Raw genomic sequence first — 23,610 nt, 5'->3', positions numbered from 1 at the left:
TCGGGGCGGCGCGCCCGGGCCGCGGCGGTCGGCCGAAGGGCGCGCTCATCGGGTCGGCGACCCGATCGGCGCCGCCTCGGTGTCCCCGGCGAGGATCTCCGCGACGTGGCGCACCTCGACGTGCGAGCCCATGCGGCTGAGCTTGCCGGCGATGTTCATCAGGCAGCCGAGGTCGCCCGCCACGAGCGTGCGGGCGCCGCTGCCCACCACGGTGCCGACCTTGCGCTCGACGATGGAGTTCGACAGCTCGCCGTATTTCACCGCGAAGGTGCCGCCGAAGCCGCAGCACACGTCGGTGTTGGCCGATTCCACGAGGTCGAGGCCCCGCACGGTGCCGAGCAGGCGCCGCGGCTGGTCGCGGACGCCGAGCTCGCGCAGCCCCGAGCAGCCGTCGTGGTAGGTGACGGTGCCGTCGAAGGCGGCGTCGACGCGCTCGACCCCCATGACGTCGGCCAGGAAGGACACGAGCTCGTGGGTGCGCGCGGCCAGCTCCTCGGCGCGCCGCAGCATCTCGGGGTCGTCGGCGAAGAGCTCCGGATAGTGGCGCTTGATCATCGCCGCGCAGGATCCCGACGGCGCCACGACGTGCTCGAAGCCCGCGAAGGCGTCGATCACCTGGGCGGCGATGGTGGCCGTGGTGGCGCGGTCCCCGGAATTATAGGCGGGCTGTCCGCAGCAGGTCTGCGTGGGCACTTCCACGATGCAGCCCGCGTCCTGCAGCAGCTTGACGGCCGCAAACCCGACCGAAGGGCGGAACAGGTCCACCAGGCAGGTGACGAAGAGCCCGACGCGGACATCCCGCCGAAGGGGCTTGCGCGATGCCGCCGCTCGTCCGTCCAAACGCCTCGCGCCTCCCCGTCCCTGGAACAGCTCCGATGTAGAGGCGGGACCCGCGCTGCGCAATGAGCGGGGGCCCGGCGGGGGCGGGTTGCGACGTCGGCGACGCCGGCGGCGGCAACCTCCGCCCGCCTGACGCCATTGCCCGGTCTCGGGCCCCGGACGCCGTCGAAGCCCGGGGCCGTCCCCGCGCGGAGGAACACCATGCAACGCCGTACCCTTCTGGCCGGCCTCGCCGCCGGCGCCACGCTCGCCGGCGGCGCCGTCCGGGCCCAGTCGTCCGCCCCGGCCGCCGCGTCGGCGATGCCGGCCCCCGCCCTGTCCGATGCCGCGAGGACCCACATCAGGGACACGCTGGCGGCGGGCTCGCAGTCGCTGATGATCAGCCGCATCGCCCAAGGCAAGCTGAAGCACCCGATGGGCAGGCAGTTCGCCGACTTCGAGGCGGCCGAGCAGGACGGCATCGCCGACGTGCTGAAAGGCCGGACCATGCCCGGCGCGAAGCCGACGGGCGCCACGGTGGCGCCGACCGACGCGGAGGTCGAGGCCAACCTCGACGCCGAGGGCCGGGCCGCGGTGGCGAGGTTCCGCGACATGGCGGCCGGGCCGGAGTTCGAGAAGGCCTACATCCAGGCCGAGGTCGACGGCCACAGGAAGCTGCTCGGCATCCAGGACGCGTATCTGCAGGTGGCCGACGACGCGGCCGAGACCGACATCGCCAAGCTCGCCAAGGGCCGCATCCAGGAACACTTGGTGATCCTGGGCGACATCGCGAAACACCTGGGCTGACGCCCCGGCCCTCGGTGGAGCAGGACGGCGGGGCGCGCGGGCGGGCCCGCGCGGACCCGCTCAGCGCTTCAGAAGGAACACCGCCTGCTCGCCGAACAGGTTCCAGCGCGCCGGCGCGCCGTCCTTCATCACCCGTCCGCGGCGGTCGAGCACGAGCCCGCGCTCGATCGTGGCGCCGATCTCGTCCGCGAGGTCCAGGAAGTCGCGGATGGAGCAGAAATGGATGTTGGGCGTTTCGTGCCAGGAGATCGGCAGCGTTTCGGTGACGGGCATGCGCCCGCGCAGCCCCAGCTCCAGCCGCACGCGCCAATGCGCGAAGTTGGGGAAGGACACGATGGCGCGTCGCCCGATGCGCAGCATGTTCTCCAGCACGTCCCTGGGGCGCCGCACCGCCTGCAGGGTCTGCGACAGGATGACGTAGTCGAAGGCGTCGTCGGGATAGGTGGCGAGGTCGGTGTCGGCGTCGCCCTGGATCACCGGCAGGCCCCGGGCCACGCACAGGTTGACGCCGCCCTGCGACAGCTCCAGCCCGCGCGCGTCCACGCCGCGGGTGTCGGCGAGGAGGCTGAGCAGCGAGCCGTCGCCGCAGCCGAGGTCGAGCACGCGCGACCCGTGCTCCACCATCTCGGCGACGAGGCGCAGGTCGTTGCGGGCGTCTTCGCGGCGGGTCGGGCGGCGCTCGACCGTCGGGTCGAGGCCGGACAGGCGCGGGGGGCTCACGGCGCGGGCTCCCCGGCGGGCGCGTCGAGGCCGCGGGCCCGCGCCGCCGCGGCGATGAAGCCGCGCGAGGTGGTGATGAGGTCGGGCACGTCGAGCAGGAAGGCGTCGTGGCCCTTGTCGGTCTCGATCTCGACGAAGGACACGGACGCGCCGCCGGCGTTCAGGGCGTGGACGACGGCCCGCGACTCGGACGTCGGGAACAGCCAGTCGGAGGTGAAGGAGGCGACGCAGAACCGGGTGCGCGTTCCCCGGAACGCGTCCGCGAGCCGGCCGCCGTGGTCGGCGGCGAGGTCGAAATAGTCCATGGCGCGGGTCATGTAGAGGTAGGAATTGGCGTCGAAGCGCTCGACGAAGCTCCGCCCCTGGTAGCGCAGGTAGCTTTCCACCTGGAAGTCGGCGTCGAAGGTGAAGGTGGGCGCCGCCCGGTCCTGGAGCCGGCGGCCGAACTTGGCGTGCAGCGCCTGGTCGGACAGGTAGGTCACGTGCGCCGCCATGCGGGCCACGCCCAGCCCCTTCTCGGGCCGCGTGTCGGCGTCGAGGTAGCGGCCGCCCCGCCAATCCGGGTCGGCCATCACGGCTTGCCGACCGACCTCGTGGAAGGCGATGTTCTGCGACGAGTGCCGGGCCGCCGTCGCGATCGGCACGGCGGAGAACACCCGCTCCGGATACACGGCCGCCCATTGCAGGACCTGCATGCCGCCCATCGAGCCGCCGATGACGCAGAACAGCGTGTCGATGCCGAGCGCGTCGACCAGCATGGCCTGGGCCCGCACCATGTCGGGGATGGTGATCACCGGGAGGTCGAGCCCGTAGGCCCGGCCGGACGCCGGGTCGACCGAGGCCGGCCCCGTCGTCCCCATGCAGCCGCCGACCACGTTGGAACAGATCACGAAGAAGCGGTCCGTGTCGATCGGGCGCCCCGGCCCCACCATGGCGCCCCACCAGCCGGGCTTGCCGGTGACGGGATGGACGTTGGCGACGTGCTGGTCGCCCGTGAGGGCGTGGCACACCAGGACGGCGTTGGATTTGGCGGCGTTCAGCGTGCCGTAGGTCTGGTAGGCGACCGTCAGCGGCGCGATGGCGGCGCCCGAATCGAGCTGCAGCGGACGGTCCGCCGCAAACGTCATGACCAGGCTCGTGGGCGTCTCGGCTTCGCGGTGGGGCAGGGGTCTGGCTGCGAGTGTCGCCACGATGTCGTCCCGGTCGCGTTCTGTCTGTCGAACGTTGCGTCCGCTTTATGGGATTTTCGTCCCGACCCCGTCAAGCGTGCCCGGCTTGACCGGCCGGCGGCGGCCACCCCAGATGGCGCGATGCGCCTACGTCCCGAGCCGACCGCCCCCGCCCGCCGCGCGGCTTCGCCCCCATGAGCGGCGCCGAGCCCGCCCCGCGCTCCTTCGCGGCGCTGCGCGACCTGCTCCTCGAGCGGCGCGCGGGCCTGCCCAAGCGCCTCGCCCAGGTGGCTGATTTCGCGCTCCACAACCCTGACGAGATGGCGTTCGGCACCGTCGCGGCGGTGGCCGACCTCGCCGGGGTGCAGCCCTCGACGCTGGTGCGCTTCGCCCAGGCGCTGGGCTACGGGGGGTTTTCCGACCTCCAGACCGTGTTCCGCGCGCTGCTGCGCAACCGCTGGCCCGACTACGAGGACCGGCTCAAGGCCCTGTCGCCGGGCAGCGACGCGAGGCCGGAAGCGCTGCTGGCCGGGTTCTGCGAAAGCGCCGCGCTGTCGCTGGAGCGGCTGCGGGAGCGCGTCAGCGGGGAAGCGCTGGGCCGCGCCGTCGACGTGCTGGCCGGCGCCGACACGGTGTACATCCTCGGGCAGCGCCGCACCTTCGCGGTGGCGGCCTACCTCGCCTACGCGTTCGCCAAGCTGAACATCCGGTCGGTGCTGGTCGACAACGTGGGGGCGCTCGGCCCCGACCAGGTGGCCTTCGCCCGGCCCGAGGACGCGCTGCTCGCCGTCAGCTTCGCCCCCTACACGCCGTCCACCGTCGAGATCGCGGAACGGCTGGCGCAGCGCCTGCCCGTCGTGGCGATCACCGATTCCCCCTTTTCGCCGCTCGTCGGCAGCGCCCGCGCCTGGCTGGAGGTGGCGGAGGCCGATTTCGGCGACTTCCGCGCCGTGTCGGGCACCTTCGCGCTGGCCATGACGCTGGCGGTGGCGGTGGGGCAGCGTCGGGCGGCGCCCTGAGCCGCCGGGGCGACCCGACACCGCACCGCTTCCCGGCGCGCCGCCCCCGGTGCGCCGCGCGCCGCCCTTGACGCCCGCGCCCCCGGGCGCTTCAACGGCGGCACGCCAACGTCGGGCCGTCCACGCGCGTGGTGGCGGCCCGCCCAGCCGGACCGGTCCCATGCGGGTGCTCCTCATCGAAGACGACCTCATGATCGGCAAGAGCCTGAAGCAGGCGCTGCAGAACGAGAGCATGGTCGTCGACTGGACGCGCAGCGGCGTGGAAGGCGAGGAAGCGCTGACCACCAACGATTATTCGGCCGTGCTGCTCGACCTCAACCTGCCCGACAAGAACGGCATCGACGTGCTGCGCGCGACGCGCCAGTCCGGCAACAAGGCGCCGATCCTGGTGATCACCGCGCGCGACGACATCGACGACCGCATCTCGGGCCTCGACCTCGGCGCCGACGACTACATGGTCAAGCCCTTCGACATGCGCGAACTGGTGGCGCGCATGCGGGCCGTGCTGCGGCGGCGCTCCGGCATCGCCCGCTCCATGCTGCAGACGGGCGCCACGACGCTCGACCTCGCCACCCACGAGCTGACCTACCGCGAACAGAGCCGCGTGCTGTCGGCGCGCGAATTCGCCCTGATGCGGGCGCTGCTCGAGCGGCCCGGCATCATCCTGTCGCGCGCCCAACTCGAGGAAAGGCTCTACGGCTGGGGCGAGGAGGTGGAAAGCAACGCCCTCGACGTGCTGATCCATTCGCTGCGCAAGCGCTTCGACAAGGACATCATCCACAACGTCCGCGGCGCCGGCTGGATGGTGCTGCGCGCGTGACGGCGGGCGCCGGCGGCCGCGATGGAGCTTGAACGCGCGGGCGGCACGTCGGTGCGCCGCGCCGCGCTGTTCTGGATGACGCTGGGGCTGACGGTGATCGGCCTCGCCGCCGCCGCCATCGCCTACCGCATCGACATGTCGGATGCGGACCGCCTGCTCGACGAGGAACTGCGCGTCATCGCCTTCTACGCCGGGCCCAACCTGTCGGCGGATTCGCCGCGCGGCCACGTCGACGACGACCACGAGATCGTCATCCAGGTGCGCGACCCCGCCGGCGCGATCGTCTACACGTCGGACGCCGCCCTCGCCCTCCCGGCGCCGCCCTCGCTCGGCTTCGCGGACGTCCGCCTCGGCCCCGACCGCTGGCGCAGCTATCTCAGGGCGCAGGGGTCGAACACCGTCCAGGTGTCGCAGCGCGCCAGCCCCCGCCGGCAGCTGGCCCGCACGGCGGCGCTCGAAGCTTCGCTGCCCATCCTGGTAACCATCCCGCTCGGGTGGCTCGTGGTCGGCTGGGGACTCGGCCAGATGCTGAACAGCCTGTCGCGGCTCGCCGGCGCCATCGCGGCGCGGGGCGTCGAAAGCCACACGCCGATCGACCTCGACCGCGTGCCCGCGGAATTCTCCAGGCTCGTCGAGGCCATGAACGCCCTGATCGGGCGGTGGCGCCTGAGCCTCGACCAGCAGAAGCAGTTCCTGTCGGACGCCGCCCACGAGCTGCGCACGCCCTTGACGGCGCTGCGCCTGCAGATCGATCTCCTCCAGGCCGACCGCGCCGAGCTTGACACCGCGCTGCCGGAGCTGGCGCGCGGCGCCGGGAGGGCGTCCGCGCTGGTGGACCAGCTCCTGCGCATGGCGCGCTACGAGTCGGGCGAGCGGCCGAGCGAGAGCCGCGCCATCGACATGTCCGAGCTGGTCGTCGAATGCATGGCCGACCTCGTCACGCTGGCCGAAACCCGGCGGGTCGACCTCGGCCTCGTCTGCTCCGAGCCCGCCCGGCTGAACGGCGTCGAGCGCGACTTCCACCTCCTCGTGTCGAACCTCATCGAGAACGCCGTGCGCTACACGCCGGCGGGCGGCGTCGTCGACGTCGGCGTGCGGATCGACGAGGGCCGGGTCGTCGTCGAGGTGGCCGACACGGGCGGCGGCATCCCGGACGAGCTCCTGCCGCGCGTCTTCGACCGGTTCTTCCGCGCGCCGGGGCTCGTGGCGGAGGGGACGGGGCTCGGCCTCGCCATCTGCCGCGCCATCGCGCGCCGCCACGGCTTGGCGCTCACCCTGCGCAACCGGTCGAGCGGCGGCCTCGTGGCGACCGTGACGGGCCCGGCGGTCCCCAGGGCGGCCCCGCGCGCTTGATCCGTGGCGCGATCCGTGCAGGGTCGCGCCGTCCGGCACGGCGCCGGTGGAGACGCTGCGACAGATGACCGAGCTCAAGATCACGGCAGGCCCCTTCACGTTCGGGGCGAAGTTGGAAGAAGCGCTGGCGCCCAAGACCTGCGCGTCGTTCCTGTCGCGGCTGCCGTTCGAAAGCCAGGTCGTGCACGTGCGCTGGAGCGGCGAGGGCGTCTGGATCCCGCTCGGCGACATGGATTTCGCGGTGGGCTACGAGAACCACACGAGCTACCCCGCGCCGGGGCAGATCATCCTGTACCCGGGCGGCATCTCCGAAACCGAGATCCTGCTCGCCTACGGCGGCGTTCACTTCGCCTGCAAGATGGGCCAGCTCGCCGGCAACCACTTCATCACGATCACGTCGGGCGGGGAGAACCTGGCCGCGCTCGGCAAGATGGCGCTGTGGCAGGGCGCTCAAACGATCGTCTTCGCCCGGGCCTGAGCCCGGCCCCGCCGCCGACCCGCCGCCGTCAAGGCTTGGCGGCGCGGGGCCGGCGCGGCTTCAGGTTCTCGGCCGCTTCGCCGCGGTCGATCTCGTCCACCGATTCGCGCACCTCGCCGAGATGCACCCTCATCTCGGCTTCCGCCGCGGCGGCGTCGGCGCTTTCGAAGGCCGCGACGATGCGCTCGTGTTCGTCGAAACTGTTCGCCATGCGGCCGCGCCCCTCGAACTGGGCCCGGCGGAAGGGCGACAGGCGCAGGCGCACCTGACGCGTCGTTTCCGCCAGGAAGCCGTTGCGGGACGCGTCGTAGATGGCGTCGTGGAAGGCGTCGTTGGCCGCCACGTAGGCGTCGCGGTTCTGGCTCTTGACCAGCGCCGCCGACGCGTCGTGCAGGGCGCGCAGGCCCGCCCGCTCCTCCGTGGTCATGGCCGAGGCGGCGAGGCGGGCGCAAAGGGCTTCGAGCTCGCGCATCACCGCGAACATGTCGTCGAGCCGCTCGGGCGGCACGTCGCAGACCACGGCCCCGCGGTGCGGCCGCGCTTCCACGAGGCCCGTCATCTCCAGCTGGCGGATGGCTTCCCGGATGGGCGTGCGCGACACCGCGAAGGCGCGCGCCAGCATGGTCTCGTCGAGCGACGTGCCGGGCGCCCGCCGCCCGTGCACGATGTCGTCCGAGATGGCCTTCTGGATCTCGAACGCCTTGGTGATCTTGGTCATGGCCCCAGTGTCGCGGTTCACCCGCGGAGGCTCCGCGGTCGCACCGGGGTGTAGAGCGGAGCCGCCGTCTCCGCAATGCAACCCCGGCGCGCTCCGGCCCGGCACCTCGCAGCGGGCGACGGACGGGGTCGGCGCGCTTCCGTGGCGACGCCATCCACCCCGCCCGCGCGTCCCTTGTCGATAGCCAACCGCAGTGCCCGCCTTTATGGTCCGGCCCAGTTTCAACGAGACCGCCGGACACGCCATGAAGACTCGCGCCGCCGTCGCCTGGGCCGCCAACAAGCCTTTGACGATCGAAACCATCGAGATCGGCGGTCCGAAGGCCGGGGAAGTCCTGGTCGAGAACATGGCGACGGGCATCTGCCACACCGACGCCTACACGCTGTCGGGCCTCGATTCCGAGGGCAAGTTCCCCGCCGTGCTGGGCCACGAGGGCGCCGGCATCGTGCGCGAGGTCGGCGCGGGCGTCACCGCCGTGAAGGTCGGCGACCACGTGATCCCGCTCTACACGCCCGAATGCCGGCAGTGCAAAAGCTGCCTCAGCCAGCGCACCAACCTGTGCACCGCCATCCGGTCGACGCAGGGGCAGGGGGTGATGCCGGACGGCACCAGCCGCTTCTCCTGCGACGGGGGCGAGATCTTCCACTACATGGGATGCTCGACCTTCTCGAACTTCACCGTGCTGCCCGAGATCGCCGTCGCCAAGGTCCGCGAGGACGCGCCCTTCGACAAGATCTGCTACATCGGCTGCGGCGTGACGACGGGCATCGGCGCCGTGGTGTATACCGCCAAGGTGTGGCCGGGCGCCAACGTCGTGGTCTTCGGCCTCGGCGGCATCGGGCTGAACGTCATCCAGGGCGCCCGCATGGTGGGCGCCGACAAGATCATCGGCGTGGACCTCAACCCGGCCAAGGCCGAGATGGCCAAGAAGTTCGGCATGACGCATTTCATCAACCCCGACGAGGTCGGGCGCGATCACGTCGTGCAGGCCATCGTCGACGCGACGGGCGGCGGCGCGGACTTCTCCTTCGAGTGCATCGGCAACGTGCACACCATGCGCCAGTCGCTGGAATGCTGCCACCGCGGCTGGGGCGAGTCGATCCTCATCGGGGTCGCGCCCTCGGGCCAGGAAATCTCGACCCGCCCGTTCCAGCTCGTGACGGGCCGCGTGTGGAAGGGCTCGGCCTTCGGCGGCGCCCGCGGCCGCACCGACGTACCGAAGATCGTCGACTGGTACATGGAGGGCAAGATCAACATCGACGACCTGATCACCCACACCATGCCGCTCGAGAAGATCAACGACGCCTTCGACCTGATGCACGAGGGCAAGTCGATCCGGAGCGTGGTGCAGTTCTGAGCGACTTCGGCGCGCCGGCCTGCCGGCGCGGGCCGGGACGCATCACCCGAACCGCTCGGCCCTGATCGCCCCCGGCGCCATCCCGGCGTCGACCAGCAGCGTGGTGGCGGCGTCCACGAAGCCGCCCGAGCCGCACACGAAAGCCCGCCGCGGCGGGGCCGGCAGCCGCGACAGCGCGTCGTCGACCGCCGCGCGGCCGATCCGGCGCGCTTCGCCTTCGCGGCTCAGCGCGAGCGTCAGTCCGAAGCCCGGTTCGTCCCGCGCGCGCGCTTCCAGCTCGGCGAGGCACAGCGCGTCGGCCCGCGTCCGCGCCGCGTAGAGCAGCGCCATCGCGACCTCGGGCGCCGCGGCGGCCCGCTCGCGCAGCATGCTGAGCAGCGGCACCACGCCCGAGCCGCCGCCGACGAGCAGCACCGGCCCGCCGTCCTCCGGCGCCCAGGAGAAGGGCAGGCCCGCGGGCCCGCGCATCTCGATCAGGTCGCCCGCTTCCGCCACCTCGTGGAAGAACCGCGACACTTCCCCGTCGGCGGCGAGCTCGATCAGCAGGTCGATCCCGCCCCGCTGCGAAGGCGGGGACGCGACCGAATAGAAGCGGTTCGCCGCGTAGCCGTCCGGCGCCGTGAGCCGGAGCTCGACATATTGCCCGGCCCGGTGCGGCCGCTCCCAGTCGACCGCGAAGCGGAAGCGGGTGACGCGCCCCGTCACGGGCTCGCGGTCGAGGATGCGGGCTTCTGCCCAGGCGAGCCGCGCGGGGGGCGTCGCGCTCACGCGGGGCCGTGCCCGGCGTCCTCGCGGGCCGCGAAGGCCGCCTGGGCGGCCGGTGCGGCTTCGGTCTGGTGGAGCGCCTTCCATTCGGCGTAGGGCATGCCGTAGACCTTCTCGCGCCCGTCGTCCCGCGACAGCGGCAGGCCGCGCTCGTTGGCGGCCTCGGCGAACCAGTTGCCGAGGCAGTTGCGGCAGAAGCCCGCGAGGTTCATCAGGTCGATGTTCTGGACCTCGGTGTGCTGGCGCAGGTGGGCCACGAGGCGCCGGAACACGGCGGCCTCGAGCTCCGTCTGCATCGCGTAGTCGATCTCGTATTCCATCGCGGGGTTTCCTTCACAGCGCCGACAGGCGGCGGCCCGGCCCCGTGCGGGGCCCGAAGACTCTCACTTGATGCATGTCGGGGCGGCCGAGGATGGGCGCAAGCAGCCGCGCCAGCCGGCGGCCCCAGGCTTCGGCGCCCGCGTCCGTCGCCATCAGGTCCTGGCGCACCTCGATCAGCACGTTGGCATAACCGTTGCGGGTCGCATGGGTGTCGATCGTGTCGCCCGGCAGGGCGCCGTCGTAGGGTTCGTTGTCGCCGACCTTCTCGCTCCATGGCTGCAGGTCCGGCTCCGCCTTCAGGGCGTCGAACAGGGGGGCGGCGAGGCGCGGGTCGTCGTCCCACAGCAGGCCGACGTGCCAGGGCCGCGCCACGTCCTTCCAGAACGGCGTGAACGAGTGCATCGACACGATGGCCGGCACCGTGCCGGTCGCCGCCATGGCGCGCAGCGTGTCGGCGATCGCCCCGTGGTAGGGGTGGAAATAGGCCGCGCGGCGATGCTCGATCTCGGCCTCGTCGATGCGCGCGTTGCCGGGCACGATCGCGCCGTCGCTGAGGCGCATCACCAGCGTCGGGTCGTGGGCGCCGCGGTTGGGGTCGATCAGCAGGCGCGAATAGGTGGTGAACAGGGCGGGTGCGCCGAGCGCTTCCGCCATCGCTTCCGTGGCCCGCGCCGCGCCGATGTCGTAGGCGATGTGGCGCTCGAACTGCGCGTCGGGGAGGCCGAGCCGCCCGTAGGCCGGGGGCAGGGCGTTGGACGCGTGGTCGCACAGCAGCAGCACCCCGGCGTCGAGCCTGCCCTCGATGCGGCGCACCGGCGCGAAGGGGGCGGTCGTCTGCGGGCTGGCTAAAGGCATGGTCCTGGCCTATGGGGATCGCGGGTCGGGGCCCGGCGACCATAGGGTCGCCCGCGGTCCCGCACCACAGGGACCTGTCTCGATGGGAGGCGGTCGAGCGCCCGCGGGGGATTTCGCGGGCCGGGCGGGGAAAGCCGCGGCGCGATGCCCCGCATCGTGCCGGCGTTCCGACGCATCCGGCCCCGAAGCCGACCGCCGGACCGGTTCGACCTCACCTCGGTGCCGGTCCCCAGGCTTTCACCCCGCGACCCCGCCCGGGTGGTCCGGCCCCGCGCGGTAGATCGAATGTCCAACGCCGACACGCCCGCGCTGTCCGCCGCCCCCGCGGCGCTCCCGCCCGGGATGGCGCTCGGCATCGCCGCCATGGTGGCGGCGGCGCTCGCCATGAGCATTTCGCCGAGCCTCGTGCGGCTGGCCGACGTCGGCCCCTTCGCGAGCGCCTTCTGGCGCGTGGGGCTGGCCCTGCCGGTGCTGTGGGGCTGGATGCGAGGCGAGGACGCGCGGGCGCCGTCGGCCCCGCCGGGCCGCGCGAGCTTCACGCGGCCGACGGTCCTGGCCGGGCTCGTCTTCGCGGGGGACCTGTTCTTCTGGCACCTGTCGGTGATGAACACGACGGTCGCCAACGCGACCTTCTTCGCCACCTGCGCGCCGATCTGGGTCGTGCTGTTCGGATGGCTGATCTTCGGGCAGCGCGTCGGCCGCCCGGTGCTGGCGGGGCTCGGGCTGTGCGTGCTCGGCGGCGCCGCGCTGGTGGCGCAGAGTTTCGCCTTCAACCCCGCCCACGCGGCGGGCGACGGACTCGGCATCGTCACCGGCGTGTTCTTCGGCCTCTACTTCCTCGCCGTCGGGGCGGCCCGCCGCCGCACGGGCGCGGCCCGCGTCACCTTCGAGATGAGCATCGTCGCGGCGCTGGTGCTGCTCGCCACGGCGCTGGCGCTGGAGCCGCACCTGCTGCCGCGGTCCGCCTCCGGCTGGGCCGTGCTGCTGGTGCTGGCGCTGGTCAGCCACGCGGGCGGGCAGGGGCTCCTGTCGGTCGCGCTCGGCCGCCTCCCGGCCGCCTTCTCGTCGTTGGTCATCTTCCTCGAAGCCATCGCGGCCGCCGCCGTCGCCTGGGGGATGCTGGGCGAAGCCGTCGTGCCCGTGCAGGTGCTGGGCGGCGCCTTCATCCTGGTCGGCATCTGGGTCGCCCGCCCCCGCCCCACCGCCACCCCCGTTCCGTGAGGTTCCCCGCCGCCATGCGCCTTCCGCTCCTGACAGCCGCTTTCGCCGCCGCGCTGGCGGCTTCCGCCCCGGCCGCCCGTGCCGATTTCCGCGTTTGCAACAACACGGCGAGCCGGGCCTCGGTGGCGCTGGCCACCACCAACGGCGCCGCCTGGGTGTCGGAGGGCTGGTGGAACCTGAAGGCCAACAGTTGCGAAACGCTGATCGGCGGCGCGCTGGCGGCACAGTTCTACTACGTCTACGGCATTGACGAGAGCGGCGGCGAGTGGAAGGGGCGGGCCTTCATGTGCACGCGCGACCGCGAATTCCGCATCGACGGCCGGCAGGACTGCTTCGTCCGCGGTTTCGACCGCACCGGCTTCCTCGAGATCGACACCGGCAAGGACGCCAAGGACTGGACCGTGCAGCTCACCGACCCGGCCAAGCCCGGTGCCGTGACGGGAAGCGCGGCGCCGGCCGCCGCGACCCCGGCCCCGCCCGCGCCGGCCGAGCCGACGCAGGCGAAGGCCAATGCGGCTCCCAACCCGCCCGCTCCGGCTCCGGCCCACTGACGTCGCGGCCCGCGCGAAGATCGGGCCGCATCGAACCCATCCCGCCTCCCATTCGTTGTGCGGCGGGCATGACGCGAGCCGCACCGGATCGGCCGATCGATCCGCCGGGGCTCGCCTTTCATCAGCCGGAGCCCGCCTGAACGGGGTGTGCCCGGCCCGACGGCCCGGGGGAACGAGCATGAGACGATTGCGCCGCGTGAAGATCCTGGCGACGCTGGGCCCGGCTTCGCAGGATCCCGCCGTGCTGGCGCGCCTGTTCGAAGCGGGCGCCGACGTGTTCCGCATCAACATGAGCCACGCCAGCCACGACGCCATGCGCGAGCGCGTGCGCGCCATCCGCGCCTTGGAGGCCCAGTTCGGTCGCCCGGTCGGCATCCTGGTCGACCTGCAGGGCCCGAAGCTGCGGGTCGGCACCTTCGTCGACACGGGAGTCGAGTTGTTGAAGGGCGACAGCTTCGTCCTCGACGCCGACCCGACACCCGGCGACACCACCCGGGTCCACCTGCCCCATCCCGAGATCCTGCGGGCGCTGCGCCCCGGGCACGCCATGCTGATCGACGACGGCAAGGTGAAGCTGCGCGTGACGGAAGCCACCGAGGCCCGCGCGGTCGCCACCGTCGAGGTGCCCGGCCGCATCTCGAACCGCAAGGGCGTGAGCCTGCCCGACACCGAGATCCTGGTCTCGGCCATGACGGCGAAGGACCGCTCGGACCTCGATGCCGCGCTGAACGAGGGTGTCGACTGGATCGCGGTGAGCTTCGTGCAGCGCGCCGACGACGTGGCGGAGGTCAAGAAGATCGCCCGGGGCCGCGCCCTGGTGCTGTCGAAGATCGAGAAGCCCCAGGCCATCGACCGGCTCGACGAGATCATCGAGATGTCGGACGCCCTGATGGTGGCGCGGGGCGACCTCGGGGTGGAGATGCCGCTCGAACGGGTGCCGGGCCTGCAGAAGCGCATCACCCGCATGGCGCGTCGCCTGGGCAAGCCCGTGGTGGTGGCGACCCAGATGCTGGAATCGATGATCACGTCGCCGGTGCCGACCCGCGCCGAGGTGTCCGACGTCGCCCAGGCGGTGTTCGAAGGCGCCGACGCGGTGATGCTGTCGGCGGAATCCGCTTCGGGGCAGTTCCCCGTCGAGGCCGTGGCGACGATGAACCGGATCGCCGAGGAGGTGGAATGCGATCCGCTCTACGCCGGGATCATCGCGGCGCAGCGCGCCGAGCCCGAGCGCACCGGTGCCGACGCCATGGCCCACGCGGCGCGGGACATCGCGGAAACGCTCGACCTCAAGGCCATCGTGGCCTGGACGGCATCGGGCGCGACGGGCCTGCGCATCGCGCGCGAGCGACCCACCGTGCCGGTGCTGGCGCTGACGCCGCACCACCATGCGGCGCGGCGCCTGTGCATCGCCTGGGGCATCCACCCCGTCATCGCCGAGGACGCGAGGACGGGCGACGACATGGCCAACCGCGCCTGCGCCACCGCCCTCCACGAAGGTTTCGCCAAGAGCGGCGACCGCGTCATCGTGCTGGCCGGGTTCCCGTTCGGATCGCCGGGCGCCACCAACAACATCCGCCTGGCCTACGTGGGACAGGACTGACCGCTCCGGACGCGCGTCTGCCGTCGAACAAGCCGGCGTGCTTACCCGTCGCCGCCGAGGCGTCGCGTGCTGGCATCACATGGCGGCGGACCCGAACCGGCGGCAGCCCTCCGGGCCGTCAGCGGGCCTTCTCGCCAGCGGTCGAATGCCTCGACCGCCGGACGGCGCGATCGGGCGCCGCCGTCCGTGCGGCGCAGCGCGACGGACACGCGCCGGCCTGTCCGTCGCTCGATGTCAGTGGGACGCGCCACCTTCGCGGCGGGCGAGTTCTTCGAGGGTTTCGACCGGGACGGCGTCGCCGTCGTCGTCGATGATCGCCGTCAGGCGGTAGCCGGCGCCGTGGAGCTGGCGCACGGCCTGCAGGGCTTCGGCGGCGGTGGGCTTGGCGATGCCCGTGGAAGCGTCGGAGTTCCGCGCCACGATCCGATAGGTCATGGGATTTTCCTTTTTGGGGGCGGCAGGGCCGCCCGAGGTCGGGATGGTCCACGGCCGGACGACCACACACGACGCGCCCGGACCGTGAGGCGGGATCGTGATGCCCCGCCGCCGGCGAACCCACCACAGGCCCTCGTAGCCCGCAACCCGGGCCGCCGCAGGCGAGCCATACCCGAATGCGCCGGCCGGCCGGTGAGGCACGGCCGCGCTGCCGGCCCTCACCGCACCCGAAGCGCGATCCCCATCTCGTGCGAAACGCCCCGCGCGCCCTCGACGGTCACGGTCAGGCGATGCTCGCCCGCGGCGATCCCCGACGCGTCGAACGACGTGGTGAACACCGTCTGAGGGCTGTCGTCCCAGTCCCGGTAAGGGGCTCCCGGCTCCCAAACGGTGGGGCCGGCCTCAACGGCGGCGCCGTCCACCGCCAGCCGCAGGCGCTTCGGCGCATCGCCGCGCAGGGCGATCCAGCCCGCGACGCGCGTCGTCCCCTCCGCTTCGATGCCGTAGCTTTCGGTGAAGGGTTTCGTCCGGTCGTGCCCCTGGTCGATCCGGCCCGTCGCGTCCGGGTTGAAGGCCTGACGGGTGGCCGCCTCGACCACGCGCATGTGCGGGCGCGGCGGCGTCCCGCGCGCCGGTTTGCGCATGACGCAGATCGACTGGTAGTCGAGCAGCGCGTCCGGGGCCACGAAGTCGATGTCGAACAGCGAGCCCCAGTGGCGTTCCACCCATTGGGGCGACATGAACACCATCGGGCCGCCGCGGTTCCAACTGTTGAACGGGCTCTTGACGTAGAGGCCCGGATGGGCGGCGAAGCCGTCGTAGGGGATGGACAGCATCTCCTCGAAGGGGACTTGCCCGGCGTAGCTCATGAAGAACACCCCGCCGGGCTTGAGCACACGCCGGATCTCGACGGCCCAGTGATGCCAATCGTCGTAGACCTGGCTGAACACCGCGATGGCATAGATCAGGTCGAAGGAGGAATCCTCGAAGGGCAGCGTCGGGCTCTGCGACATCTGGTAGAAGCGGAAGGGCGGCGTCATCGTCTCCACGGCCCAGCGGATGCTGGTCCCGTCGATGTCGCAGCCCCAGAACTCGGCCGAGCGGGCTTCCTCGGCGAAGTGGCGGATGACGCGGCCGATGCCGCAGCCGAAATCGAGGCACCGGCTGCCGCGGAAGTCGAACCCGGGCGGCAGGCAGCGCAGGATCACCTCCTTCACGCCCCGGCCGATCTCCTCGAAACTGTCGAGCGTGAGCGAGCCGATGCGGACCGACAGCTCGAGGGGCGGCAGGGGCAGGAGGCCGTGCGGCTCCGCCGCCTTGGCGTCGAGGGCGTAATGGACGTGGTCGACTTGGGAGCGCTCGCGCTCGGAGAACGGCAGCCGGCCGCCCCGCGTGGCGGACAGGAACGAGTCGAAGGACTGCCCCTCGTCGAGCGCTTTCGGGCTGTGGCCCAGGGCCCGCCCCCGCCTCAGGTAGTGCAGGAGCGGGTTCGTGCCCGGCGCGCCGGCCTCCGGCATTTCCCCGAGGTACCAGGTCACGTCGAAGCGAGGTCCCGGGAACCGCCCTTCGGCGGCGCCCGCCGCCACGTAATGGAGCAGGGGGTCGAGCCCGGCCTGGGCGACGTCCGGATAGCGGTTCAGATACCAGGCCGGGTCGAACAGGCCGCTGTCGGCGATCTCGGCGATGGCGACGTTTCGCTCGTCCGTCGAGGCCGCGTCACGGTCGATCCCGGTCCGCTCGGGCGGGGCGGGGCGGAAGCGCTTTCGAAAAGGCATGTGATCGTGTTCCGCTGCGAGGGACCGCGGGTTTCGGCCCGCCGGCCCCGAGGTCGCCCGGGGCCCGGCCCCCGGCGGGGCGTCGGCTCACTCTGCCGCGCGGGCGAACTCCTGGGTGATGCGGTGCGCTTCCTCCTCGGGGTCGACACGCTCCTCGTCGCGCGGCGGCCCCATCAGGGCGGGCTGGAAGAAGATGGCCGACACCAGCGTGCAGGCGAGCGACAGGGCGAGCAGCTTGCCCATGCTCGACGTGCCCGGATGGCTCGACGCCCACAGCGAGCCGAAGGCGACCGCCGTGCAGGACGCGGAGAAGAACACCGCGCGGGTCAGGCTGGACTGCAGCACGTGCCGCTGCCCGGCGCGCCACGCCAGCACGAAGTAGATCTTGAAGGCCACGCCGAGCCCGAGCAGCAGCGGGATCGCGATGATGTTGGCGAAGTTCAGCGGCATGCCGATCAGCACCATGATCTCCATCGTGAGCAGGCCCGCGAGGATCAGCGGCACGAGCGTCAGCAGCACGTCGACCACGCGGCGCAGCGCGAGGTAGAGCAGCACCGCGATCGACGCCAGGGCCAGAAGGCCGGCCTCGATGAAGGCGTGGATCACCGAATCGCCCGAGTCCTTGATGACGATCGGCTGGCCGGTGGCGTCGGGCGCGACGCCGAGCACGGCGTCGCCGAACGCCTGGATGCTGGCGTTGGAGGTCGACAGGTCCTTCGGCGTCACCTCGATGCGGGCCTGGCCGTCGTCCGTCACCCAGTCGCGGTGGATGCGCGCGGGCAGCGTTTCCAGGGTCACGCGCTCGGCCGAGATCAGTCCCTTGATCTGGTCGATCAGGAGGTGCATGGCGGGCACGAAGGCCTGGGTGGCGACGTCGCGTGCCTTGGGCTGGGCTTCGGCCAGCTTGGCGATGTCGGCCGACAGGCGCTTCGCCGTCGCCTGGGCGTCCCCGGTGCCCTTCAGCGCCGCCTTGTCGAGCCGCACCACGGCGCCCTTCAGCGCGTCGACGTTCTCGGCGTCGGTCGGGGCGGGCTTCAGGTCGTCGCCGGGTTCCAGCGACGGGCCGAGCGTGTCCTTCAGGTCCGAGATCAGCAGGAGCTTCGGCTCCTGCTCGGGCGGCACATAGGCGTCGAGCGTCTTGGCGTTGGCGACATGGGGCAGCTTGGCAATCTCGGCCGCGACCGCATTCGCCCGGGCGAGCGTCGGTTCCAGCACGTCGATCTTGTAGGGCGTCGTGTTGGCGTCCTTGGCGAGGTCGCGGATGGTCGCCACGGCTTCGGCCTGATCGCTGTTCAGGTCGAGCGGGTCGAAGTCGAAGTGGACGTGGAACAGCAGCGGCGACATCAGCAGCACCGGCCCGAGCGTGGCGGCGATCACCAGCAGCCGGTGCGTTTCGAGAAAATGGTCGACGGGCTTCAGGAAGGCGTAGCCCACCTCCGTCCCCTCGGACGGCGGGTTGAACAGGCGGATCAGCGCGGGCAGCAGGGTGATCGCCACCACGAAGGCGATGATCATGCCCGACCCGGCGATGAGCCCGAGCTCCGACACGCCGCGGTAGTCGGTCGGCAGGAAGGAATAGAAGCCCGCCGTCGTGGCGGCGGCGGCGAGCAGCAGCGGCCGGCCGGCCTTGACGCCCGCGCCCACGATGGCGGGCACCAGCGCGTCCTCGATGTAGCGCTCGTCGCGGTAGCGCACCGAGAACTGGATGCCGAAGTCGACGCCGATGCCGATGAACAGCACCGCGAAGGCGACCGAGATCAGGTTCAGCGCCCCCACCATCAGCAGGCCCAGCGCCGCCGTGACGACGAGGCCGACCGCGGTGGCGAGGAACACCGCCACGATGAGCCGGCCCGACTTCAGCGCCAGCCACAGCAGGAACACCACGGCCAGCACCGTGAGGATGGAGTTCAGCGCGAACCCGTCCTTCAACGTGCCGAATTCCTGGTCGTCGAGGGGGATCTGCCCGGTCAGCCGCACCGTCACGCCGGTCTGCGGCCCGATGCCGAGGTCCTGCACGGCCCTGTGGACGACCTCGGTCGCGGCGGCACCCGGCTCCAGGGCGCCGTAGTCGAGCTTGGGCTTGATCTGGACGAAGCGGCGGTTCGGATTGGCCTGGTCGTCCGAGCCCCCGGCGAGGCCCTGGAACGAGAAGGGCACGAGCCGGCCCGCCAGCGCGCCCTCGACCGTGTCGGCCATGTGGCCGAAGAAGGGCTGCACCTGCGCGAGCGGGATCTTGCCCTGCTCGATGCCGATGCCCATCATGCCGATCATCTGCGACAGGCCGCGCAGCGACGGGTCGTCGGCCAGGGTCGAGATGAGCGGCTGGGCCTTGTTCAGCTGGTCCGACACCTGCTGCACCTTGGCGACGGGCTGGAACAGCAGCCCATCGCGGCCGAAGAAGCTCTGCTCGGGCGGCAGGCGGACGAAGTCGAAGTTCTTGGAATCGTCCTTCAGGCGGGCGACGATGCGGTCCGCGGCGTCCTGCGCGGCCTCGGGGGTGGCTCCGTCGAGCACCATCAGGATCAGGCCGTCGTTCTGCGGGAAGGCCCTGTTGAAGGCTTCCTGGCGCTGGCGCCAGGGCAGGTCGCTGGCGATCAGCGTGTTGGAATCCGTGTTGATCGCGAAATGCGTCACCGCGAACCAGGCGGACAGGACGGTGAGGAGGCCCGAAAGCAGCACGACCCAGAGGGCGTGGCGGCTGCAGGCGGCGACGATCCGCGCTACGATCCTGGTCAACATTCGGTCGTCTGCATCCTCAATGGCCGCGAAGCGGCACGCCGAACAAGCGCCTACGCGCGCCCTCGGGCCGTTTCATGGCGAAGCTCCCGCCGGCACCCGACGCGTGTGGTCCGACCGCCGGGCGCGCCGGTCCGGGCGGGCCTGCAGCCCGCATCGCCGGAAGCAGTGCCACGACTTCGGCCGTCAAGGCAAGGTTGAGCGAATCGGCCTCCCAATGCCGATCACCCCTCGGGCGTCGTGGATCGCGCGCCGCCGCAGGTCGCCATCGCGGGCGTTCGCGTCGCCCGCCCGCCTGGGCGCGATGGCCGAAGCGTGCCATAGGGCGGGCTGGTGAATCGTGGGACTCTCGGGTCCGCGTGCGAACGCGTGCCGGCACGGTCGAGGACACTGTCCTCGCCCGCGCCGCGGTGGCGTCGCCGACGGGCTCTCGGGCGAGGTGGGGCGATGGGCGAGACGCGGGTCTTGGTGGGCGTGTTCGGGGCGCCCCAGGGGGTCAAGGGCGAGGTGCGGATCAAGTCCTACACGGGCGAGCCGCGCGACATCGGCGCCTACGGCCCGCTGACCACCGCCGACGGCGCGCGCGCCTTCACGGTGCTGTCGCTGCGCCCGCTGAAGGACGACATGCTCGTCGCCCGCGTCGAGGGCGTGGGAGACCGCGACGCCGCGGCGCGCCTGACCAACACCGAGCTCTTCATCCCGCGCGACAGGCTGCCGCCCCCCGAGCCCGACGAGTTCTACCACGTCGACCTCGTGGGGCTGCGCGCCGTGGACGAGGACGGCGCCGTGCTGGGCCGCGTCCGCGGCATCGTCAACCACGGGGCCGGCGACATCCTGGAAGTCATGCCGGACGGGCCCGGCGAAACGCTGCTCGTGCCCTTCACGCTGGCCTTCGTCCCGGTGATCGACTTCGAGGGCGGCCGGGTCGTGGTGGCGCGCGGCGCGCTCCTCCCCGAGGAGGAAGGCGACGCCCGGATCGACGACGCCTGACCATGTGGCGCGCCACCCCGCTCACGCTGTTCCCGGCCATGTTCCCGGGGCCGCTCGGCCTGTCGCTCGCCGGTGACGGCATCGCGCGGGGCCTCTGGTCCTGCGACCCCTACGACATCCGCCTCCACGGCCTCGGGCGCCACCGCACGGTGGACGACACGCCGGCGGGCGGCGGCGCCGGCATGGTGATGCGCGCCGACGTGCTGGCGGCGGCGCTCGACGCCGCGGCGCCGGCCGGCGACCCGCGCCCGCGCCTGCTGATGAGCCCGCGCGGCCGCCCGCTCGATCAGGCCCGCGTCCGCGCCCTGGCGTCAGGCCCGGGCGTCGTCGTGCTGTGCGGCCGCTTCGAAGGCGTCGACGAGCGCGTGATCGCGGCGCGGAGCCTCGAGGAGGTGTCGGTCGGCGATTTCGTGCTGTCGGGCGGCGAGGTGGCCTGCCTGGCGCTGCTCGACGCCTGCGTGCGGCTGCTGCCCGGCGTGATGGGCAAGGAACTGTCCGGCGCGGAGGAAAGCTTCGAAGGGGGGCTGCTCGAATATCCCCACTACACCCGCCCCCGCGACTTCGAGGGGCGGGACATCCCGCCCGTGCTGCTCGGCGGTGACCACGGCCGCATCGCGGCGTGGCGGCGCGCCGAAGCGGAGCGGATCACGCGCGAGCGGCGGCCCGACCTCCTGGGGCGGAAGGGCTGAGCGGACCGTCGCGGCGACGCGCCCCGCCCTTCAACGCCCCTTGTCGTTGCCCGGCAGGTGCTGGGCGTAGTCCTTCTCGCGCGCGACGCGCTCCTCGATCAGCTTGGCATAGGCGGCCTTGTCCTCGGCCGACATGGCGACCCGTTTTCCCTTGGACGGCTTGCGCTTGGGCGCGCGCTTGAACTGATCGGTCGGCTCCGGCATCGGCGGTTCCCCCTCTCGCTGCCGGTCACGTCTAGACCAACGGAGGGCGCGGGAGAAGCGCGACCGATGGTGCCGCCCGAGGGCGCCCGTGTTGCACCGCTCCTGGCGGATGCTAGGCTCGCCGGGCTTGCCGCCAAATCGAGGAGGACTGCCATGCCCCGTCTGTTCACGGGTCTTGAGATCCCCTCCGACCTCGCCGCCGAACTGGCGTTGATGCGGGGCGGACTGACGGGCGCGCGATGGATCGACGTCGCCGATTACCACCTCACCCTGCGCTTCATCGGCGACATCGATCCCGAAACGGCCGACGCCGTCGACGAGGTGATGGCGGGCATCCGCCGGAAAGCCTTCACGGTCACGCTGGAAGGCCTCGGCTGTTTCGGCGGCGACAAGCCGCGGGCCATCGTGGCGAAGGCGCAGCCCTCGCCGGCGCTGGTGGAACTGCAGGCCGAGCAGGAGCGCCTGCTGCGCCGCGTCGGCATCCCGCCGGAAACGCGCCGCTTCGTGCCGCATGTCACGCTGGGGCGGTTGCGCAACGCGTCCCAGACCGCGGTGGCGCATTACCTCGGCACACGGGGCTTCCTGACGCGCCGCTTCGAAGCCGCGAACTTCCTGCTCTACTCGTCGCGCGACTCCGTCGGCGGCGGCCCCTACGTGGTCGAGGCCGAATATCCCCTCGCCTGAGCCGCGGCCGGCCGCGGTCCTGAAGCCCGCGGCGGTCCCTCGCCGACCGACCGCGTGAACGGGAAAGGCCCGCCTCCGTGGTGACGGAAGCGGGCCTTGGGTGGTTCTCGGCGCCCGAAGGCGCGGGAGCCGGCCTGTGCGGCCGGCCCATGCATCACTCGAAGTGGTAGGCGGCACCGACGCGGAAGAAGTCGCCGTCGATCGACTGCTTGGCGTAGTTGGTGTTGTTGAGGTTCACGATCTTGTCGTTGATCCCGAACTCGTGGAGGTATTCGCCGCGGACCGAGATGCGCTCGGAGATGCGGTAGTCGAGGCCGGCGCCGGCTTCGATGGCCTCGTTGTTGACGCGGCCGAGCTGGGAGCCGGTCGTGGTGTTGATCTGCTCCGAACGGCCGTAGGCGAAGCCCGCGGACACGAACGGCAGGTACGACCCGTAGGCGTAGCCGGCGCGGGCGCGCAGGTCGGCGTTGATGTAGTTGCGGAAATGCGTCGGGCCGGTCGGCTCGCGGCCGTTGCCCTCGATGTCCGTGTAGGCCGTCGAGCCTTCGAAGCCGAGCATGTAGTGGTCGCGGAACATGAAGTTCGTGCCGGTGTAGAGCCCGCCCTGGGCGCCCGACGTGTCGAACTTGGTCTTGCCGCCGCCGATGACGTTCTTCGTTTCCGGCGTGATGAAGCCGCCGCCGCCGAACACGCCGCCGTAGCCGCCGGCCCAGTTCACCTGCTGCGTCGCCGCATCGATGTAGGGCCGCGGCGGGGTGTCGCCGAAGCGCTGGATGATGGCGGCGCGGACGATGTCGCTGTCCGAATGGGTGCGGAAGGTGCGGCCGTCGAAGGCGTAGGTCGAATCCGGGAGGCTGTCGTGCAGGTATTCGACGCGGACCACGAGCGGGCCGAGCAGGCTCGCCAGGAACCCGTTCTGCAGGCCGAGGTAGCCGGCCGGGTTGACCTTGACGTCGACGCCGCCGCCGATCGTGTAGCCCACCGACTGGTGGTTGGCACCCGAGGCGTTGAGCGGGGCCTCGGCGGACTGGTAGCTCTCGTTGATGACCGCGCCGCCGGCGATGAACGGCATGAACATGCCGAGGTCGTAGCCGAGGCGGCCGCGCAGGCGGATGTCGTAGAGGCTGTCGAGATGGGTCGGCAGGCCGGCCGTGGTGACGCGCTCGTTGCCGCGCACGAGGTTCAGGTCGATGCCGCCTTCGGCGCCGACCACGAAGCGGTTGTATTCGTAGTTGTAGCCGACGAAGCCGCCGCCGCTCTGGCCGGACTTGTCGAGGTTGCGCGACGCGCCGTTGCCCTGGCGGGTGTGGAAGTTCGTGAAGTCGTAGCCGTAGGTGGAGCCGGCGTAGAAGCCGGTCCAGCTGCTGAGAACCGGCGCCACGAAGACGGGCGTCGGCGCCGTGCGGGCCGGGAGGTCGGCGGCCTGGACCAGCGCGGTGCCCGACAGGAGCCCCAACGCGGCGACGAGGCCGCCCTTCACATGATAACGCATAGAACCTCGCCCAGAGCAGAGCCGATAACTCG

24 protein-coding genes are annotated in these 23,610 nt (G+C 71.9%); 12 read left to right on the top strand and 12 right to left on the bottom strand.

Features of this window, described 5'->3' with window-relative positions:
- Positions 1–45: 45 nt before the first annotated feature.
- Positions 46–840 (bottom strand): (Fe-S)-binding protein, encoded by a 795-nt coding sequence (locus tag D3273_RS01545; RefSeq protein ID WP_129222820.1) that lies wholly within the window; start codon positions 838–840, stop codon positions 46–48.
- A gap of 201 nt (positions 841–1,041) precedes the next feature.
- Between D3273_RS01545 and D3273_RS01540 the strand changes: the two genes are divergently transcribed.
- Positions 1,042–1,626 carry a DUF4142 domain-containing protein gene (locus D3273_RS01540; protein WP_129222819.1) on the top strand — a complete coding sequence of 195 codons (585 nt, stop codon included), beginning with the start codon at positions 1,042–1,044 and terminating at the stop codon, positions 1,624–1,626.
- Between the two features lie 60 nt (positions 1,627–1,686).
- Here the strand turns inward: D3273_RS01540 and metW are convergent, their stop codons facing one another.
- Both metW and metX read right to left on the bottom strand, forming a co-directional pair.
- Positions 1,687–2,331 carry a methionine biosynthesis protein MetW gene (metW, locus tag D3273_RS01535; protein ID WP_428977748.1) on the bottom strand — a complete coding sequence of 215 codons (645 nt, stop codon included), beginning with the start codon at positions 2,329–2,331 and terminating at the stop codon, positions 1,687–1,689.
- A gap of 11 nt (positions 2,332–2,342) precedes the next feature.
- Positions 2,343–3,536, bottom strand: coding sequence for a homoserine O-acetyltransferase MetX (metX, locus tag D3273_RS01530; RefSeq protein ID WP_129222818.1), 1,194 nt, complete (start codon positions 3,534–3,536; stop codon positions 2,343–2,345).
- A 173-nt stretch (positions 3,537–3,709) separates the two neighbouring features.
- Between metX and D3273_RS01525 the strand changes: the two genes are divergently transcribed.
- The 4 genes from D3273_RS01525 (at position 3,710) to D3273_RS01510 (ending at position 7,185) form a co-directional block, all read left to right on the top strand.
- A complete protein-coding gene (locus D3273_RS01525) occupies positions 3,710–4,534 on the top strand; it encodes a MurR/RpiR family transcriptional regulator (protein ID WP_129222817.1) in 825 nt (274 codons plus the stop codon).
- A 160-nt stretch (positions 4,535–4,694) separates the two neighbouring features.
- Positions 4,695–5,354, top strand: coding sequence for a response regulator (locus D3273_RS01520; RefSeq protein WP_129222816.1), 660 nt, complete (start codon positions 4,695–4,697; stop codon positions 5,352–5,354).
- 21 nt (positions 5,355–5,375) lie between these two features.
- Positions 5,376–6,707 (top strand): ATP-binding protein, encoded by a 1,332-nt coding sequence (locus tag D3273_RS01515; RefSeq protein WP_129222815.1) that lies wholly within the window; start codon positions 5,376–5,378, stop codon positions 6,705–6,707.
- Positions 6,708–6,771: 64 nt separating this feature from the next.
- Complete coding sequence (locus D3273_RS01510) at positions 6,772–7,185, top strand: DUF3830 family protein (RefSeq protein ID WP_129222814.1); 414 nt, start codon at positions 6,772–6,774, stop codon at positions 7,183–7,185.
- A 28-nt stretch (positions 7,186–7,213) separates the two neighbouring features.
- Here the strand turns inward: D3273_RS01510 and D3273_RS01505 are convergent, their stop codons facing one another.
- On the bottom strand, positions 7,214–7,903 hold the full coding sequence (locus D3273_RS01505) for a GntR family transcriptional regulator (protein WP_165359333.1): 690 nt from the start codon (positions 7,901–7,903) through the stop codon (positions 7,214–7,216).
- 244 nt (positions 7,904–8,147) lie between these two features.
- Here D3273_RS01505 and D3273_RS01500 point away from each other — a divergent pair, with 244 nt between their 5' ends.
- The gene (locus D3273_RS01500) at positions 8,148–9,260 is read left to right on the top strand and encodes an S-(hydroxymethyl)glutathione dehydrogenase/class III alcohol dehydrogenase (RefSeq protein WP_129222812.1); all 1,113 of its coding nucleotides are present in this window, start codon (positions 8,148–8,150) and stop codon (positions 9,258–9,260) included.
- Positions 9,261–9,302: 42 nt separating this feature from the next.
- Here the strand turns inward: D3273_RS01500 and D3273_RS01495 are convergent, their stop codons facing one another.
- The 3 genes from D3273_RS01495 to D3273_RS01485 are packed head-to-tail and all read right to left on the bottom strand — an operon-like array spanning position 9,303 to position 11,201.
- Positions 9,303–10,028 (bottom strand): FAD-binding oxidoreductase, encoded by a 726-nt coding sequence (locus tag D3273_RS01495; protein ID WP_245500928.1) that lies wholly within the window; start codon positions 10,026–10,028, stop codon positions 9,303–9,305.
- On the bottom strand, positions 10,025–10,345 hold the full coding sequence (locus tag D3273_RS01490; protein ID WP_129222810.1) for a DUF1244 domain-containing protein: 321 nt from the start codon (positions 10,343–10,345) through the stop codon (positions 10,025–10,027). The genes D3273_RS01495 and D3273_RS01490 overlap by 4 nt, the downstream gene beginning before the upstream one ends.
- Before the next feature lie 13 nt (positions 10,346–10,358).
- Positions 10,359–11,201: an N-formylglutamate amidohydrolase gene (locus D3273_RS01485; protein ID WP_129222809.1), complete on the bottom strand. Its 843-nt coding sequence runs from the start codon at positions 11,199–11,201 to the stop codon at positions 10,359–10,361.
- A 285-nt stretch (positions 11,202–11,486) separates the two neighbouring features.
- Here D3273_RS01485 and D3273_RS01480 point away from each other — a divergent pair, with 285 nt between their 5' ends.
- The 3 genes from D3273_RS01480 to pyk all read left to right on the top strand — a co-directional run bounded on the left by D3273_RS01480 (position 11,487) and on the right by pyk (position 14,573).
- Positions 11,487–12,422, top strand: coding sequence for a DMT family transporter (locus D3273_RS01480; RefSeq protein WP_129222808.1), 936 nt, complete (start codon positions 11,487–11,489; stop codon positions 12,420–12,422).
- Between the two features lie 14 nt (positions 12,423–12,436).
- On the top strand, positions 12,437–12,973 hold the full coding sequence (locus D3273_RS01475) for a DUF1036 domain-containing protein (RefSeq protein WP_129222807.1): 537 nt from the start codon (positions 12,437–12,439) through the stop codon (positions 12,971–12,973).
- A gap of 178 nt (positions 12,974–13,151) precedes the next feature.
- The gene (gene pyk, locus D3273_RS01470) at positions 13,152–14,573 is read left to right on the top strand and encodes a pyruvate kinase (protein WP_129222806.1); all 1,422 of its coding nucleotides are present in this window, start codon (positions 13,152–13,154) and stop codon (positions 14,571–14,573) included.
- Between the two features lie 234 nt (positions 14,574–14,807).
- On the opposite strand, the gene D3273_RS01465 is transcribed toward pyk, so the two are convergent.
- From D3273_RS01465 to hpnN, 3 genes are all read right to left on the bottom strand, one after another.
- A complete protein-coding gene (locus tag D3273_RS01465; protein ID WP_129222805.1) occupies positions 14,808–15,008 on the bottom strand; it encodes a hypothetical protein in 201 nt (66 codons plus the stop codon).
- A gap of 218 nt (positions 15,009–15,226) precedes the next feature.
- Positions 15,227–16,783, bottom strand: a complete 1,557-nt coding sequence (locus D3273_RS01460) for a class I SAM-dependent methyltransferase (protein ID WP_129222804.1) — start codon at positions 16,781–16,783, stop codon at positions 15,227–15,229.
- An 87-nt stretch (positions 16,784–16,870) separates the two neighbouring features.
- Positions 16,871–19,522 carry a hopanoid transporter HpnN gene (gene hpnN, locus D3273_RS01455; protein WP_129222803.1) on the bottom strand — a complete coding sequence of 884 codons (2,652 nt, stop codon included), beginning with the start codon at positions 19,520–19,522 and terminating at the stop codon, positions 16,871–16,873.
- 444 nt (positions 19,523–19,966) lie between these two features.
- Between hpnN and rimM the strand changes: the two genes are divergently transcribed.
- Both rimM and trmD read left to right on the top strand, forming a co-directional pair.
- Positions 19,967–20,509, top strand: a complete 543-nt coding sequence (gene rimM / locus D3273_RS01450) for a ribosome maturation factor RimM (RefSeq protein WP_129222802.1) — start codon at positions 19,967–19,969, stop codon at positions 20,507–20,509.
- A 2-nt stretch (positions 20,510–20,511) separates the two neighbouring features.
- On the top strand, positions 20,512–21,198 hold the full coding sequence (gene trmD / locus D3273_RS01445; RefSeq protein WP_129222801.1) for a tRNA (guanosine(37)-N1)-methyltransferase TrmD: 687 nt from the start codon (positions 20,512–20,514) through the stop codon (positions 21,196–21,198).
- Positions 21,199–21,228: 30 nt separating this feature from the next.
- Here the strand turns inward: trmD and D3273_RS28045 are convergent, their stop codons facing one another.
- Complete coding sequence (locus tag D3273_RS28045; RefSeq protein ID WP_165359332.1) at positions 21,229–21,402, bottom strand: hypothetical protein; 174 nt, start codon at positions 21,400–21,402, stop codon at positions 21,229–21,231.
- 153 nt (positions 21,403–21,555) lie between these two features.
- Between D3273_RS28045 and thpR the strand changes: the two genes are divergently transcribed.
- Positions 21,556–22,086: an RNA 2',3'-cyclic phosphodiesterase gene (gene thpR, locus D3273_RS01440; RefSeq protein WP_129222800.1), complete on the top strand. Its 531-nt coding sequence runs from the start codon at positions 21,556–21,558 to the stop codon at positions 22,084–22,086.
- A gap of 154 nt (positions 22,087–22,240) precedes the next feature.
- Here the strand turns inward: thpR and D3273_RS01435 are convergent, their stop codons facing one another.
- Positions 22,241–23,578 (bottom strand): outer membrane protein, encoded by a 1,338-nt coding sequence (locus tag D3273_RS01435; protein ID WP_129222799.1) that lies wholly within the window; start codon positions 23,576–23,578, stop codon positions 22,241–22,243.
- Positions 23,579–23,610 lie beyond the last annotated feature (32 nt).

The sequence above is a fragment of the Lichenibacterium minor genome (genome assembly GCF_004137685.1).
Lineage (GTDB): Bacteria > Pseudomonadota > Alphaproteobacteria > Rhizobiales > Beijerinckiaceae > Lichenihabitans > Lichenihabitans minor.
The sequence above is the reverse complement of the archived record's forward strand: the minus strand, read 5'-3'. Positions and strand labels throughout refer to the sequence as shown.

What these genes read in the sequence shown, in the direction of transcription:
- trmD (WP_129222801.1), top strand. Translation starts at nt 20,512, where the DNA reads ATGTGGCGCGCCACCCCGCTCACGCTGTTCCCGGCCATGTTCCCGGGG.
- D3273_RS01525 (WP_129222817.1), top strand. Translation starts at nt 3,710, where the DNA reads ATGAGCGGCGCCGAGCCCGCCCCGCGCTCCTTCGCGGCGCTGCGCGAC.
- D3273_RS01515 (WP_129222815.1), top strand. Translation starts at nt 5,376, where the DNA reads ATGGAGCTTGAACGCGCGGGCGGCACGTCGGTGCGCCGCGCCGCGCTG.
- D3273_RS01520 (WP_129222816.1), top strand. Translation starts at nt 4,695, where the DNA reads ATGCGGGTGCTCCTCATCGAAGACGACCTCATGATCGGCAAGAGCCTG.
- D3273_RS01435 (WP_129222799.1), bottom strand. Translation starts at nt 23,578, where the DNA reads ATGCGTTATCATGTGAAGGGCGGCCTCGTCGCCGCGTTGGGGCTCCTG.
- D3273_RS01480 (WP_129222808.1), top strand. Translation starts at nt 11,487, where the DNA reads ATGTCCAACGCCGACACGCCCGCGCTGTCCGCCGCCCCCGCGGCGCTC.
- D3273_RS01510 (WP_129222814.1), top strand. Translation starts at nt 6,772, where the DNA reads ATGACCGAGCTCAAGATCACGGCAGGCCCCTTCACGTTCGGGGCGAAG.
- D3273_RS01500 (WP_129222812.1), top strand. Translation starts at nt 8,148, where the DNA reads ATGAAGACTCGCGCCGCCGTCGCCTGGGCCGCCAACAAGCCTTTGACG.
- D3273_RS01490 (WP_129222810.1), bottom strand. Translation starts at nt 10,345, where the DNA reads ATGGAATACGAGATCGACTACGCGATGCAGACGGAGCTCGAGGCCGCC.
- hpnN (WP_129222803.1), bottom strand. Translation starts at nt 19,522, where the DNA reads ATGTTGACCAGGATCGTAGCGCGGATCGTCGCCGCCTGCAGCCGCCAC.
- D3273_RS01475 (WP_129222807.1), top strand. Translation starts at nt 12,437, where the DNA reads ATGCGCCTTCCGCTCCTGACAGCCGCTTTCGCCGCCGCGCTGGCGGCT.
- D3273_RS01485 (WP_129222809.1), bottom strand. Translation starts at nt 11,201, where the DNA reads ATGCCTTTAGCCAGCCCGCAGACGACCGCCCCCTTCGCGCCGGTGCGC.
- D3273_RS01540 (WP_129222819.1), top strand. Translation starts at nt 1,042, where the DNA reads ATGCAACGCCGTACCCTTCTGGCCGGCCTCGCCGCCGGCGCCACGCTC.
- rimM (WP_129222802.1), top strand. Translation starts at nt 19,967, where the DNA reads ATGGGCGAGACGCGGGTCTTGGTGGGCGTGTTCGGGGCGCCCCAGGGG.
- D3273_RS01460 (WP_129222804.1), bottom strand. Translation starts at nt 16,783, where the DNA reads ATGCCTTTTCGAAAGCGCTTCCGCCCCGCCCCGCCCGAGCGGACCGGG.
- pyk (WP_129222806.1), top strand. Translation starts at nt 13,152, where the DNA reads ATGAGACGATTGCGCCGCGTGAAGATCCTGGCGACGCTGGGCCCGGCT.
- D3273_RS01465 (WP_129222805.1), bottom strand. Translation starts at nt 15,008, where the DNA reads ATGACCTATCGGATCGTGGCGCGGAACTCCGACGCTTCCACGGGCATC.
- D3273_RS28045 (WP_165359332.1), bottom strand. Translation starts at nt 21,402, where the DNA reads ATGCCGGAGCCGACCGATCAGTTCAAGCGCGCGCCCAAGCGCAAGCCG.
- D3273_RS01505 (WP_165359333.1), bottom strand. Translation starts at nt 7,903, where the DNA reads ATGACCAAGATCACCAAGGCGTTCGAGATCCAGAAGGCCATCTCGGAC.
- thpR (WP_129222800.1), top strand. Translation starts at nt 21,556, where the DNA reads ATGCCCCGTCTGTTCACGGGTCTTGAGATCCCCTCCGACCTCGCCGCC.